The organism is Corallococcus sp. AB018, assembly GCF_003986945.1.
Taxonomy (GTDB): domain Bacteria; phylum Myxococcota; class Myxococcia; order Myxococcales; family Myxococcaceae; genus Corallococcus; species Corallococcus exiguus.
The window spans coordinates 20,175-33,941 of the sequence record NZ_RAWR01000107.1 but is presented as its reverse complement, the minus strand read 5'-3'; the positions used below and the strand labels follow the sequence as shown (position 1 = coordinate 33,941).

General features: G+C 70.8%; 12 protein-coding genes. 5 read left to right on the top strand and 7 right to left on the bottom strand.

The annotated features are described in order from the left end of the window. Positions 1-128 precede the first annotated feature (128 nt). The 3 genes from D7Y11_RS22870 to D7Y11_RS22860 form a co-directional block, all read right to left on the bottom strand. A complete protein-coding gene (locus D7Y11_RS22870; RefSeq protein WP_120577581.1) occupies positions 129-716 on the bottom strand; it encodes a hypothetical protein in 588 nt (195 codons plus the stop codon). A gap of 85 nt (positions 717-801) precedes the next feature. After that, entirely contained in the window at positions 802-1,674 is an 873-nt protein-coding gene (locus D7Y11_RS22865; RefSeq protein WP_233607365.1) for a DUF3396 domain-containing protein, read from the bottom strand. Between the two features lie 59 nt (positions 1,675-1,733). Next, on the bottom strand, positions 1,734-2,540 hold the full coding sequence (locus D7Y11_RS22860; RefSeq protein ID WP_126934766.1) for a hypothetical protein: 807 nt from the start codon (positions 2,538-2,540) through the stop codon (positions 1,734-1,736). Between the two features lie 145 nt (positions 2,541-2,685). On the opposite strand from D7Y11_RS22860, the gene D7Y11_RS22855 reads away from it, so the two are divergent. Further along, complete coding sequence (locus D7Y11_RS22855) at positions 2,686-3,789, top strand: serine/threonine-protein kinase (protein WP_120577583.1); 1,104 nt, start codon at positions 2,686-2,688, stop codon at positions 3,787-3,789. A gap of 10 nt (positions 3,790-3,799) precedes the next feature. On the opposite strand, the gene queF is transcribed toward D7Y11_RS22855, so the two are convergent. Next, positions 3,800-4,165 carry a preQ(1) synthase gene (gene queF / locus D7Y11_RS22850; protein ID WP_120577584.1) on the bottom strand — a complete coding sequence of 122 codons (366 nt, stop codon included), beginning with the start codon at positions 4,163-4,165 and terminating at the stop codon, positions 3,800-3,802. Between the two features lie 201 nt (positions 4,166-4,366). Here queF and D7Y11_RS22845 point away from each other — a divergent pair, with 201 nt between their 5' ends. Further along, positions 4,367-6,271 (top strand): ATP-binding protein, encoded by a 1,905-nt coding sequence (locus D7Y11_RS22845; RefSeq protein ID WP_120577585.1) that lies wholly within the window; start codon positions 4,367-4,369, stop codon positions 6,269-6,271. Here D7Y11_RS22845 and D7Y11_RS22840 read toward each other — a convergent pair. The 3 genes from D7Y11_RS22840 to D7Y11_RS22830 are packed head-to-tail and all read right to left on the bottom strand — an operon-like array spanning position 6,258 to position 10,261. Then, a complete protein-coding gene (locus D7Y11_RS22840; protein WP_233607364.1) occupies positions 6,258-7,103 on the bottom strand; it encodes a carbohydrate deacetylase in 846 nt (281 codons plus the stop codon). The two genes, D7Y11_RS22845 and D7Y11_RS22840, sit on opposite strands and share 14 nt — an antisense overlap. After that, on the bottom strand, positions 7,033-8,049 hold the full coding sequence (locus D7Y11_RS22835) for a PHB depolymerase family esterase (RefSeq protein WP_126934765.1): 1,017 nt from the start codon (positions 8,047-8,049) through the stop codon (positions 7,033-7,035). The genes D7Y11_RS22840 and D7Y11_RS22835 overlap by 71 nt, the downstream gene beginning before the upstream one ends. Before the next feature lie 10 nt (positions 8,050-8,059). Then, entirely contained in the window at positions 8,060-10,261 is a 2,202-nt protein-coding gene (locus D7Y11_RS22830) for a serine/threonine-protein kinase (protein WP_126934764.1), read from the bottom strand. 298 nt (positions 10,262-10,559) lie between these two features. Here D7Y11_RS22830 and D7Y11_RS22825 point away from each other — a divergent pair, with 298 nt between their 5' ends. The 3 genes from D7Y11_RS22825 (at position 10,560) to D7Y11_RS22815 (ending at position 13,748) form a co-directional block, all read left to right on the top strand. Further along, complete coding sequence (locus D7Y11_RS22825; RefSeq protein WP_120577605.1) at positions 10,560-11,840, top strand: amidohydrolase family protein; 1,281 nt, start codon at positions 10,560-10,562, stop codon at positions 11,838-11,840. 64 nt (positions 11,841-11,904) lie between these two features. Further along, the gene (locus D7Y11_RS22820; protein ID WP_120577588.1) at positions 11,905-12,465 is read left to right on the top strand and encodes a peroxiredoxin; all 561 of its coding nucleotides are present in this window, start codon (positions 11,905-11,907) and stop codon (positions 12,463-12,465) included. A gap of 215 nt (positions 12,466-12,680) precedes the next feature. Further along, a complete protein-coding gene (locus D7Y11_RS22815; RefSeq protein ID WP_126934763.1) occupies positions 12,681-13,748 on the top strand; it encodes a glycosyltransferase in 1,068 nt (355 codons plus the stop codon). Positions 13,749-13,767 lie beyond the last annotated feature (19 nt).

Here is a 13,767-nt window from a genome sequence, read left to right as displayed (position 1 = left end):
TCACACGGCTACGCTAGGACTCGCCCCCACCTTGAGGGGCACGGTCCTTCCGGGCCGTGCCCCTCAAGGTGGGGGCGAGTCCTAGCGTAGCCGTGTGACAACCGCGTGGCGTTGGTGAAGATGGGGTTTCAGGGGGGCGAGGCGCCGGATTCATCCAGGGCGCCGTCGGCGCGGATGCGGCGGGAGCGCTCCTGGAGCTCACGCCAGTTGGCCTCGTACTGATCGCGGGCCGTCTTCCAGACATGCCCGCGCGCGTTGCGCAGGTTCTTGAGCAGCTCGCCGGAGTTCTTCAGTCCGCGCGTGATGAAGTCGAGCTCCTCGCGGGTGAGGAGCGAGTCCTCGGCCCGGCTGCGCTTGTGGGCGGCGACCCATCCGTCCATCTGCGCGCCCAGCTCCTTCAGCTCGGCTTCGCGCTGGCGGCTGTAGCCTTCGCGGAGCTCTGCCCACCGGGTGCTGGCGTGGTCCAGGTGCTCACGGAAGCGGCTGTGGGCCTTCTCCGCGCCGGCCTTGACGCGGTCCCAGTCGCGCTGGTCCGCGCGGCGGAGCGCCTGGATCTCGCGGTTGACGTCGTCGTTGAAGGCGCGGGCGCCGGTGAGGACATCGAGCGTGTCCTCACTGTCGGCCAGGTCCGCCTGGGCTTCGATTTCACGGAAGCGAGCGGTCGCCTCTCGCTGCTCGGCCTCCATCTTCTGGATGTATGCGTCCTGTTCCGTCATGGCGTCCTCCCAGGCACTTGGATGGAAGAAGCATGGGAACGTTCGCGGGGCGATGCAGGGCGGAGGGGAACGGGAGGTGGAGCGCTCAGTCGAGGAAGCGGCGCTGCCAGCGGCGCGTCATGGTGAAGAAGTGGGGGTCTTCTGGCCCAGGCCCCTCGTACAGCCAGGGTTCGAGCACGCGCGCGAGTTCCCGGTAGGCGGGCAAAGTCTCTCCCTGCTCGGTGTCGCCGGCTTCTGGCCACGGGCCCAGCGTGACGACAGCCCGGTCCGGTCCCAGCGCCTGCACAGTGGTGTCCGGCGAGTGCAGCCGGGAGCGCAGGCCTTCCACTCCACCCAGTTCATGGAGGACCGGTGGACCCAGGAAGTTCATCCAGGCCGGGGCGCGCACGCGGGTGCCCAGGTCCCGGGCCACATCGTCCAGGCTGGGCACATCCATGGCTGGATGGCGGAAGCTCAAGGCCTTCACCTCTTCGCGGACGACAGATGCCAGAGGTTCGCCGTTGAATGTAAGGCCCGCCTGTCCTGAGCCGAAGGGCAGGACACCGGCAATCTCAATCGCCAGTGCTCGGAAGCGCTCGGGCCCCTGGGCTTCCAGGAACTCCGTGGGAAAGGTCAGTCGCAGTGCGCTGACAGCGTTCGGCCAGTAGAGGTCTTCGGGGCGGTCGAGCGCGTACCCCACGTAGTGGAAATTGTATCGGTGGCTTTCCGAGTAAGCGTCGGAGGTGGTGGCGGCACCTATCAGGTGAAGACGGGAGCCATCCCCAGCGTGAAGCCAGTGCTGGATGAGCTGCCAACTCTTCGTGTCGAGCGTCTGCCATTGTCCGTCGAGATCTCCATAGTAGCCCAGGGCATCCTTCCCAATGGCCTCCCGATAGAGGTCGAGCGCCCGCTGTATCCGAGGCTTCAAGGCGTTGTGCGCGTGCGGCATGAAGAGACACAATTGGAGGCCGTCGTTCACGGCGAGGAAGTCCGGCTCGAAGGCACTCTTGATGTAGATCCGAACGCGAGGGATGCTTGTCATTCGAGGACTCCCCATCTGGGAATGACACGAAGGACCTGTCTGGTTCCCAGATTGAAGGCTTTCATGTAGCTGTCTTTCTGTGTCGGACCGTTGGGCGAAGCACGATTTGAAAGGGGCCTCCACTCGGGTGCGCTCTTCATGGCGGCGTTCGAACAGAAGAACTTGAAATCGTAGACCGCGCTGACGCGAATGGGGTCACCCGAGTGGATGACGATGTCCGGTGAGAGTGTCCCCTTCAGCTCGTACAGGAAGCGAGGTTGCTTGAGCAGTTCGACCTCTTCGTTACTCAAGGGCGTGAAGGTGCCGGTGCGTTGAGCAGGGCGGTAGGTCGGCTCGATGCTGAAGCGTCCTGAAATCACGGCCTCCAGGCCCTCTGAGGCGCACGCCAGCGCCACGGCGTGCATCTGTTCCCCCAGCCAGATGGCGCGGGACACGGTCTCGCCCCGAGCATTGCGAACCAGCTCGTTGCACTGCTCGACCGTAGGATCCTTCCCGTCCTGGTACCGGAGCATCACCTCCGACCGTGCATCCTCCGCGCATTGCTTCAGCACGGACTCCACTGCCTGTTTTGCCTCCGCGTCCAGGGCCAGCTTCGCCCCCGCCATCAGCGTGGCCACCTGCGCCGCGCGTGGGACGGGCATCACCGACTCCGGCCCGGTGCACAGCGCCGGCTGGGTCCGGCAGGTGTTCGACACCGAGTCCATGCCCTGCTGCGCATACGTGCGCGGACGTGGCCCCGCGCAACCGCCCAGCCCCACCGCCACGAACACCCACAGCCAATCCGTCCGGCGTCCCAGTCCCATGTCTCCATCCTGCCAGTCCCCGCGCCACAGGTAGGCCCCCTGGCGTGAGACAGCGACACCGCGCCTTTCCACCACACCTGTGCGAATCCACCTCGCCAGGGAGGGCCCATCGACGCATGAGACGTGAATCGATACCCTGCGACCCGTGACCGTCGCCGCCGCAGAGAAGAGTGAGAGGATCCGTCACCGCAAGATTGGCGCCTGCCGCGTGCTCGGCGAGCTGGGCCGCGGCGGCATGGCGCTGGTGTATCGCGGCCTGCACGAGCTGCTTCAGCGCGAGGTCGCCATCAAGGAGCTGCTCCCTGAAGGCCAGCGCGACCAGGAGGCCCTGTCGCGCTTCCGCCGCGAGGCGCTGGCGCTCGCCGCCTTCCGCCACCAGAACATCGTCACGCTCTATGACCTGGTGGACAAGAACGACAGCCTCTTCATGGTCATGGAGTACGTGGACGGGCCCACCCTCCACGGCCTCATCAAGGACGGCCCGCTGCCCCCGGACGTCGCCGCCGTCATCGGCGCGCGCATCGCCAGCGCGCTCGACCACGCCCACTTCCGCCGCATCATCCACCGCGACCTCAAGCCCGCGAACGTCATGCTCACCAAGTCCGGTGAGGTGAAGCTCATGGACTTCGGCATCGCCAAGGACGTCAGCCTCGAAGCCCTCACCCAGCAGGGCATGGCCGTGGGCACGCCGTCGTACATGTCCCCGGAGCAGGTCACCGGCGCGCCCATCGACGCGAGGACCGACATCTTCTCCCTGGGCGTGCTCCTCTATGAGGCCCTCTCCGGCACCCGCCCCTTCGTGGGCAAGACGGCTGGAGAAGTGTTCGCCCGCATCCGCGACGGCAAGTTCACGCCGCTCCAGAAGGTGGCTCCGAACGTGCCGCCGCCGCTCGCGCGCATCGTGAAGCGCGCGCTGTCGGTGAAGCCGGAGGCCCGCTTCCCGGACGCCGCGGCCATGCGCCGCGAGCTGGACCTGTTCCTCGCCCACGAGGTGCGCGTGTCCCACCCCGCGCTGCTCGTGGCCTTCCTGCGCTACCGCGAGAAGCTCACGGAGACGGAGGCCCTGGCCCACCTCACCCAGCAGGAGCTGGGCGTGCTGGACGTCTTCGCCACGAAGAAGCCCAGGCGCGCGCCGAGCAAGCTCAAGTGGGTGCTGGCCGCGCTCACCGCCGGCATCGCGGCGGCGGGCACCGGCCTCTACCTGTCCCAGTCCCAGTGGGCGCCGCTCCTGGAGCAGCTCACCCGCTGAGAGGCCCCGCTCAGGCCTGCTGCTTCTTGTCGTGCGTGACGGTGACGATGGTCCCGATGCCGCCGCGCACGAAGAAGTCACCCACCACCGTGAGCTTGCGCGGCTGGATGGCCTTGATGATGTCGTCCGCGATGGTGTTGGTCACCTTCTCGTGGAAGGCGCCCTCGTTGCGGTAGGACCACATGTAGAGCTTCAGGCTCTTGAGCTCCACGCACAGCTGATCCGGCACGTACTTGATGGTGAAGCGCGCGAAGTCCGGCTGGCCCGTCAGCGGGCACAGGCAGGTGAACTCCGGCACGTCGAAGGCGATCTCGTAGTCGCGATCGGCGGCGGGGTTGGGGAAGGTCTGGATTTCTTTGGACGGCTTGGAGGACATGCGCTGTCGTGTAGCACACGTTCGGCGCGTGTCACCGCCCCGCACAACGTCGCCTCCCTGGCTGCCCGGCACCGGCTCTGTTCGGGTTCCAACGTGCCGCGACCCTCCAGGACAGGAGAACGTCCGGGGGCGGTTGGCGATCATGCTCGGGGATTCCTATCTCCCTCCGGCGACCCCTGTAGCGAGCGCGTCCCGCCCCTCATGCTGCCACCCAATGACGTCGAGGATGTCCTCTCGTGCCTGCCCCAAGCGCTCCTGCGCGTGGGTCCTGACTTGCGCGTCCAATGGTGCGAGGAGGGCTTCGCGGCCAAGACGGGCGTGACGCTCTCCCCGGGCGGCACCCTGCTGGAGGCCCTGGAGCCCGGCCGCAGCCTGGACGCCCTGGAGCGCGCCATCCGCGAGCACCGGGCCCACTCCGGCCATGTCATCACCCGCACGCTCCGGCAGGTGCGTGTGCAGGTGAAGCCCACCCACACGAACGGCACGGCCGGGGCGTGGTTGGTGATGGAGCCGTCCGGCGTGGACGACGAGGGCGCGTTTTCACAGGCCGTGCGGGAGATTGCCCGCGCAGTGGGTGAGTCGCTGGAGGTCGACCGCGTCTGCTCGGCCGCCGTGGTGTCGCTGGTGCGGTGCGCCCAGGTGCGGCGCGCGGAGGTGTTCCTCTACGAGGAGGACGACGCGACGCTCAAGCGCATGGCGGTGTCGGACCTGGAGGGCCTGGACGCGCCCCAGGACGCGTTCGACCCGTCCGAGGACCCCTACCGTCAGGCCCTGGCCCTGCGCCAGCCGCAGCTGGGCATCCAGCGAGGCTACGGCGACGCGGTGGGCTCCGTGTTCGCGGCGGTGCCTTTGTGCGCGCCGCGCCGCACGGTGGGGCTGCTGCTCATCTACAAGGAACAGGGCGCGTCCTTCTCCGTGCGTGAGCTGGAGATGTGGAGCGCGGCGGCCAGCCAGCTGGCGGTGGCGGTGGAGAACGCGCGTCTGTTGCGCGAAGCCCAGTCCGCCCTGCGCGTGCGCGAGGAGTTCATGTCCATCGCGTCGCACGAGCTGAAGACGCCGCTCACGCCGCTGAAGCTGGGCCTGTACTCCATGGAGCGCCGCATCGCCGCGGGGCAGCCGGTGGCGCTCTCGAGCGTGCTCAAGTCCAAGCGGCAGGTGGACCGGCTCGCGGGGCTGGTGGAGGACCTGCTGGACGCAAGCCGCCTGGAGCTGGGCCGGCTGGCGCTGGACTCGTCTCCGCTGGAAGTTGGGCAGCTGGTGGCGGAGGTGGTGGACCACTTCCGCCACGCCTTCGAGCGCCCCTTCACGGTGGACGTGCCGCACGACGGCGTCTGGGTTTTGGGCGATAGAGACAGGTTGGAGCAGGTGCTGGTGAACCTGCTGGAGAACGCGCACAAGTACAGTCCGGCGGGAGCGCCCATCGCGGTGCGGGTGGGGCGCACGGGCGAGTCCGCGCGCATCCAGGTGCAGGACCACGGCATCGGGATTCCGGGCGCGGATCAGGCGCTGGTGTTCCAGCGCTTCTACCGGGCGCGCAACGTGTCGCACCGCAACTTCGGCGGGCTGGGCCTGGGCCTGTTCATCAGCCACTCCATCGTGAAGATGCACGGCGGCGCGCTGGCGCTCCGCAGTCGCGAGGGCGAGGGCTCCACGTTCCTGCTGGACCTGCCGCGCATGCCCGCGCACGAGGTGCGCAGGCTGCCCCGGCGCGTGCTGGTGCTGGACGAGGACTCGAGCCAGGAGGCCACGGCGGAGCGCACCCTGCGGGCGGAGGGCTTCGAGGTCTTCACCGTGCAGAGCGGCGCGGAGGCCCTGCGCAAGGCGACGCACCTGCCGGTGGACCTCATCGTCCTGTCCACGAGCGCCACGCAGTCCCCGGTGGGCAGCTTCCTGGAGACCTTCGCCACGCTGCCCCGCGCGCGGCCGGTGCCCATCCTGCTGGCGGGGGATGCGCGGCCGTGGTGGGCGCAGGAGAACGCCGCGCTGTGTCCCCGGCCGTACCGTCCGGAGGAGCTGCTCGCGGGCGTGCGCACCGTGCTGACGCGCGAGAAGCGCCGGACGCTGACGCCGGTGGAGTCGGAGCTTCCGCTCGTCACGCCCGCGTGAGTCGGTCCTCGTGGAGGACGCGGTAGTCCGTGGGGCGCACTCCCGCCTGTTCCAGCGCCTCACGCGAACGGACGTCCACGAAGGTGGTCCGCTCCACCTCGCGCTGCGCGGCGTAGCGGGTGGCGACGAGTTCGGGCAGGTGGCCCGGGTGACACATCCACTCCGTGACGCCTTCGGTGGGCAGCGCCGCCAGGGCCTGGGCGAAGCGCTCCGGGGTCCAGTACGCCGTCGCACCGGACTCGCCCACGAAGTGGTCGTTCGTGGCCACGCCCCGGGCCCGCAGCGCGCCGCGCATGTCCGCGTCGATGGAGCGCACCGGGAGGCCCGCGCGCCTCGCGACGCGTGACAGTCCCTCCAGGACTTCAGGATGACGGTGCAGGTGCTTGTGCACGTCCAGGTGCGTGGCGGCCTGTCCCAGCAGCCGTTCAAGCCGCTCCAGTTGCGCGAGAGCCTCCGCCTCCACCACGTCCACGGGAAGCCCATCCACGCGGCTGCCGTCGAGGCCTCCATCCACGGTGCACCACTCACGCGGGAAGCCCGGGGTCACGGGCGCGCCCCGGTCCAGGTTCAGGTGCAACCCGATGGCGAGCCCCCGGGCCTGCCTCGCGGCGGACTCGGAGTCCGGCGCGTTCACCAGCAGGGTGGCGGAGGAGACGACGCCCTCGCGCAGTGCCTGGAGGATGCCCCGGGTGATGCCCGGGTCGTAGCCCAGGTCATCGGCGTTGATGATGAGTGCGCGGGGCGGCGTGGCCTGGCCTCCTTCAGGGGCGGGGCCGTGCCTGGAAGAAGCGCCACATCTGCAGGGACGCGTCCAGGTCCGGCGTGCCGCCATTGTAGAGGGGCTGTCCGGGCCATGCATGCTTGCCGCCGGTGACGGTGCACAGGCTCGCGGTGGCGCTCTCCGGCTTGCAGCCCGTATACGCCACGCAGGTGCTGTTGCCCTGCTGATACGTCTGCTGCTGGGGCCCGGTACAGCCGTTGAACTCCGCGAAGCGGCGCACGGACTCCGGGGCGGACGGGTAGGGCTTGCCGCCGAGGACGTTGCTGCCTCCGTCGTAGAAGATGGTCTCGTCGGCGCTGCCGTGGAAGTGGAGCACGGGGACGGGACGCGACGGGCGACAGTCCGTCACGCCCTCCATGCCCGACACGGGCGCGATGGCGGCGATGCGCTGGGCGCGCTCACAGGCCAGCCGGTAGGAGAAGAAACCCCCGTTGGAGAAGCCGTTGGCGAAGACGCGGCGCGGGTCGGTGCACACGCGGGTGTCCAGGTCCGCGAGCAGCGCGTCCACGAAGCCCACGTCGTCCACGTTGGCAAGCTGCGCCGGGCCACAGCACGCCTCGCCGTTCCAGCCCCGCGTGTCCGCTTCGCCCCGGCCGTAGATCTCCGGGAAGTTGAGGCCGCGCGGGTATACGGCGATGAAGCCCTCCGCGTCGGCCAGGGTGGAGAACCCGGTCAGCGCCTCCTGCTCCTGCTCGGTGGAGCCGAAGCCGTGGAAGCTGAGGACGACGGGCGTGGGCTTCGTGGCGTCGTAGCCGGTGGGGACGTGGACGCGGTAGGCGCGGGTGTGGCCGCCGTGCTCGACCGTCCAGTCGTAGGTGCCGGGCGTCACGGTGAGGCCCGTGCAGGCCGTGCGGTCCGCGGGGGGCACGTCCCCTGCCGAGGTGTCCGGGTTCTCCGTTTCGTCGTCGGGCGGGGTGTCGGAGTCGTCCGTGGAGCCGCACGCGGTGGCGGTCAGCAGCAGGCTGGACGCTGCGAGGGCGAGGAAGCGAAGGCGCATGGGGAGGAAGCTAGTTCCCCGTGCCGCACTCCGCCGCGAGCGCCTGCGCCCGGTCCGGGAACTTTTCCGCCAGCGTACGTTTCACCTCGGCCACCCGGGCGGTGTCGCCTTCGTGGACGTGCAGTTGGCAACGCGCGGTGAGGGCGCGGGGATCGTCCGGGGCCAGACGCTCGGCCTCCCGGTATTCGCGCTCGGCGCCGCGCAGGTCGCCCTGCCGGAAGAGGACGGCCCCCAGGTAGGAATGGGCCACCGCGAGCGTGGGGGCCTTGCGCTGCGCGCGCTTGAGCAGTGCGACGGCGTCGTCCAGCTTCTCCTGGCGGAAGCGCACGAAGCCCAGCTCCGCAAGGGACGCGGCGTCGTCGTGCTGGCGCGTCCAGGCGGACAGCACGGTGGCGGCCTCGTCCAGCCGGCCTCCTTGCGACAGGAGCTGGCCGTAGCGGGGAGCGACCTTCGCGGAGCCCGGCGCCTGCGCGTACGCCTTCGCGAGCGCGGTCAACGCCCCCGGCACATCACCCTGGAGGGCCCGCAGGTCGGCCAGGGCCAGCGGTGCGCGGACGTCCTTGGGGGCCAGGGCGGTGGCCTCGTCGATGGCACGTTCCGCGCGCTTGCCCATGCGCAGCTCGGTGGCGGCGCGCGCGGCGAGCAGGTGCGCCTCCGCCTCCTTCGGGAAGCGAGTGGTATAGGCCTCCGCCAGCGCCAGGGCCTGCGGGTGGGCGCCCGCGTTGAGCAGCAGCGTGCCCGCGCGAGCCAGCTCCTCGGCCGTGGCGCGCACGTCCTTGCCCAGCCCGTCCAGCGCGGACACCTTCGCCTCCGCCGTGGTCGCGGCTTCGGCGGCGGCGATCCGCGCGGGGGGCGGCATGTCCGGGCGCCGCAGGTACCACGTGGCCCCCGCGCCCAGTCCGCCCAGCACGAGCACGCCCGCGACGATGGCCAGGGCCTTGCGCGACCGGGGAGCGCCACGCGAAGCCGGAGCGCGAGCGCCCGCCGGAGCTTCGCCGCGCCCCTTGCTACCGGACGCCGGGGCCTGGAGTTCGCCAGAGGCCACTCCGTGCGTGGCGCCCTCCGCCGGGTAGCCCGAGGTCGCGACGGGGATCTCCGCCGTCACGGGCCGGGTCGAACCGCGAATCGACACGGTGTGGGTGCCCAGGGGCGGAAGGGGACGCGAGGCCGTTGGAGCGGAGACCGGCGGAGGCACGGGCCAGGACGGGATGCCCTGCACGCCGAACGGTGGGAGCACGTCCATGCCGGGGGTTCCATCCGCGCCTGAATTGGATGGATCCGCGAGCCTCGCGTTGCGCAGCGCCAGCCGCTTGGGGTCCCGGTCCGGCGGAAACAACGTGTCCAGGTACGCGGCCACCTGCGCCGGCGCGGCGACCTCCGCGTGCCCGCCCAGCATCTCGATGGCGGCGATGAACGTCTGCAGGCTGTCGAAGCGCGCCTCCGGGTCCTTCGCGAGCGCCTTGAGACACACGGCCTCCAGCGCCTGCGGCACGGACGGGTCGAACGTGGTGGGCGGCTTCGGCCTTCCTTCGGAGATGCGCGTGAGCACCTCGTCGGTGGACATGCCGGTGAAGGGCCGCCGGCCGCACAGCTGCTCGTAGAGCATCACCCCCGCGGCGAACAGGTCCGCGCGGTGGTCCACGCTGCGGCCGGCGATCATCTCCGGCGACATGTAGAAGAACTTCCCCTTCAGCGTCCCGGGCTCCGTCCCCGCCCCCAGCGCGTCCGCCTTCGCGATGCCGAAGTCGATGACCTTCACCGCGCCGTTCGCCCCGACGTGGATGTTGTCCGGCGTGAAGTCGCGGTGGACGATGCGCAGCGGCCGGCCCGCCTCGTCCACGGCGCGGTGCGCGGCGTCCAGCCCCCGGCACGCATCCACCAGCACGCGCAGGGTGATGCCCAACGGAACGCGCTGGCCTCGCTCGGCGGCCTCCTGCCGCACCTCCGCGAACGAGCGCCCCTCCAACAGCTCCATGGCGATGAAGGGCTCCCCGCCCTCCATGCCCAGCTCCAGGATGGACACCACGTTGGGATGGCGGACCTGCGCGGTGATGCGCGCCTCGTTGAGGAACATCTGCACGATGCGCCGGTCCGCGACCAGGTGCGGCATCAGCCGCTTCACCGCCACGGCCGGGCCGCGCTGGCCCTCCAGGCTGATGGCGCGCGCCAGATACACCTCCGCCATGCCGCCTGTCGCGATGCGCGCGCTCAAGCGGTAGCGGCCTGCCCATGAAACGCCGGGTTCCGACACCAAGATATCGGCAGTCTACGGGCCCGAGCCCCCGGCGCCCAACGCCATGACGCGCTGCCTGCCTGCCTGGCCTCGGCCAGCCCGGACATGCCCACCGTATTGGACCGGCCGGGACGACGGGTGTGGGTGCAGGGATGTGTGGAGCCGATGACGGAGGACCGGCCGGGAGTGCTAACGTCCCCCGCTTCAAGCGTGACCCCTAAGGGGAGGGGGCCGCCTTCACGAACCTCGCGTACCGTCGCGGATGCAGGGAGGGATGTTGGGCACCGTCCTCAAGGGTGGTTTTGTCGTCGAGCTGGAACCTGCGTCCGTAGAGCGGGTGGACCTGCGCATCGAGGGTGAGCGCATCGTGGCGCGAGGCGAGGACCTCGCGCCCGGCCCCGACGACGAGGTGGTCGCGCTGTCCGGCAAGCTCGTCTTCCCGGGGCTCGTCAACGCCCACCACCGGCTGGCGACGGTGCTGTCGCGCGGCCTCAACCGTCCGACGCCCACGTCCTACCAGGCCCTGCTGGAGCAGGTGCGCTGGCCCTTCGAGAACGCGCTGGACCTGGACGCGGTGCAGGTGGCCGCCACGGCGGGTGGCCTGGAGTCCATCCAGTGCGGCACCACCACCCTGTTTGATTTGCACGCCTCGCCCAAGGCGGTGACGGGCTCGCTGCTGCGTTCGGCGCGCGGCCTCCATGAGGTGGGCGTGCGCGGCGTGCTGTCCTACGCGGTGACGGACCGCATGGGCGCGGTGGGCCGCGAAGAGGGGCTGGAAGAGACGGTCAGCTTCGCGCGCAAGGCCCGGGGCCGCTTCCGCGGGCAGGTGGGCGCGGGCCCCTGCTTCACGCTGGGCGACGACGCGCTCCAGGGCCTGGGCGAGGCGCTCAACACCACCGGCACCGGGCTGCACTTCCCGCTCGCGGAGGATCCGCTGGACGAGCGGCTGTCCACCGAGCGTCACGGCAACCCGCCGGTGACGCGGCTGCTCACCAGCAACCTGCTGTCGCCCCGCGCCATGGCGGCGCACGTGGGCCACCTGGCGTGGGCGGACCTGGCGCAGGTGCTGGCCACGGGGACGTGGTTCCTGCACACGCCGCGCTCCAACCAGGGCCAGGAGGTGGGCTACGCACCCGCGCTGAAGTTCGGGGCGCGCGCGTCGCTGGGGACGGACGGCACGTCTCCAGACCTGTTCGCGGAGGCGCAGGCGGCGTACCTGCGCTCGCGTGAGGCGGGGCAGCCCATCGACGTGCTGCGCTACCTGGCCAACGGCCACCGGCTGGCGTCGCAGGTGTTCGAGGCGGCCATCGGCCCCATGCGCGAGGGCGCGCTCGCGGACCTGCTGGTGCTGGACTACCTGTCGCCCACGCCGCTGACCGCGGAGACGCTGGCGTGGCACGTGGTGCACGGACTGGGCAGCCGCCACGTGGAGGCGGTGATGGTGGACGGCGTGTGGCGCGTGTGGGCGCGCAGGCCACTGTCGGTGAACCCCACGGTGGTGGCCGAGCAGTCGCGCGAGGCCGCCGCCGCCGTGTGGGCCCGCATGTCCTCGTCGTAGAGCCTGGGGGCGCCCGGGGGCTCGGGGACTTGTCGCGGTGTCCGGGGCCCGTTAAGTCCCGGGCATGCTCAACTCCCTGCTCGTCGTCGGATGGCTCAGCGCAGCGATTCCCCAGGTGGGTGAAACCGCCCCGGACTTCACGGTGAAGGACACCGCGGGGGCGACGCACACGCTGTCGGAGATGGTGAAGAAGGGGCCCGTCATCGTGGCCTTCTTCCCCAGGGCGTTCACCGGCGGCTGCACGAAGGAGCTGACCGCGTACCGCGACCGCTACAAGGACATCGAGCAGGCGCAGGGCCAGGTGCTGGCCTTCTCCACGGACGACGCGGAGACGTTGACGCGCTTCAAGACGGAGCTGAAGGCGCCCTTCCTGTTCATCCCGGATCCGGACGGCAAGGTGGTGGGCGCGTACGACGTGAAGATGCCGCTGGTGACGGTGTCCAAGCGCTACACGTTCGTCGTGGGCGATGACCGCAAGGTGCTCAAGGTGAGCGAGGGCCAGGACGCCATCGACGTTTCGGGCGCCATTGCCGCGTGTCCCCTGCGCAAGGGCGGCGCCGCGAAGCCCGCGGCGGCCCCAGCGGGAACCACGCCGCCCACCCAGGCCGCGCCCGCGACGAAGTAGCCAGAGGCGCTCTGGCTTTCGGGGCAGGGGCACGGTCCACTCGCGGACGTCCTCCTGGTACGCGTGGGCCGGACGCCGGCCGTGCCGTTGAGGAGTTCACGCGGCACGAGGCCTGCTGGCTTGTTCGCCCCAGGCGCGGAGCGATAGCCCTGGGGCATGCCGCGCGCGGGGCGTCCTCCGTCCGCCGGGCTGGGGGCGTGAGGAGGCCCGAGTGGATGGACATCGTCTTCCTGGGCCCCGTGTGCCGGGCCACCGCCGAGGCACAGGCGGCCACGGCCCCGAGGCAGCTCGCGCAGGCGCTCCGGCGTCGCGGACACGCGGTCCTCTTCCTGGAGCGCACGGCGCCCGGTGCAAGCGGGGAGGAGGACTCCGCCGTCGCGCCGTACGTGGACCTGGCGGACCTCCACGCGCGCTTCCATTCGCAGGTGCGCCGCGCGGACCTGGTGCTGGTGGACGCGGACGTGCCGCAGGTCGCGGACGTGAGCCGCTGGACCGCGAACACGGCGCGGGGGCTCACCGTCTTCTGGGACCGGGACACGCCCCGGACGCTGGCGCGGCACGCCCTGCGAGAGGACCCCGCATGCATGACGCCGGACCTGTTCACGGGCTACCGGCTCTATCTCTGCTCCAGCGGAGGCCCGGTGCCCCGTCAGCTGGAGCGCGAGTGGGGAGTGGCCCGCGCGCGCGTGTTCCTGCCGGGCGCGGACGCGGAGCACTTCGCGCCCGGAAGCGGACGGACGCGCTGGGACCTGGGGTACGCGGGGCCGTCGTCGCCGGAGCGGCGGGGGCTCTTGAAGCAATGGCTGCTGGGCGCCGCGCGCGGTTGGTCCGACGGGCGCTTCGTCCTCGCGGGCACGCTGTCGGCGGTGGATGACGCCTGGCCCGCCAACGTGGCGAGGCACGCGGCCCCGTCCCTCCAGGAGCACGCGGGCTTCATCGGTGCGCAGCGCTTCACGCTGGTCCTCTCCCAGGCCGAGCACACGCCAGGGGCGAACCTGTTCGAGGCCGCGGCCTGTGGAGCGGCGCTCATCTGCGACCCGTGGCCAGGGCTGGAGGACGTCTTCTCGCTGGGCGAGGAGGTGATGGTCGCCCGCACGGAGCAGGACGTGCTGCGCTACCTGCTCGCGATGCCGGAAGCGGACCGGCGCCAGCTGGGCATGCGAGCCCGGGCCAGGGTCCTGGCCGAACACACCGTGGCCCACCGGGCGCTGCAACTGGAGCAATACGCGAGCGAGGCGGAGCGAGGAGCCGCGTGGATGGCCCCGGTCCGCTCGCTGAACTGAGCCTCATGGGCCCCGGAAG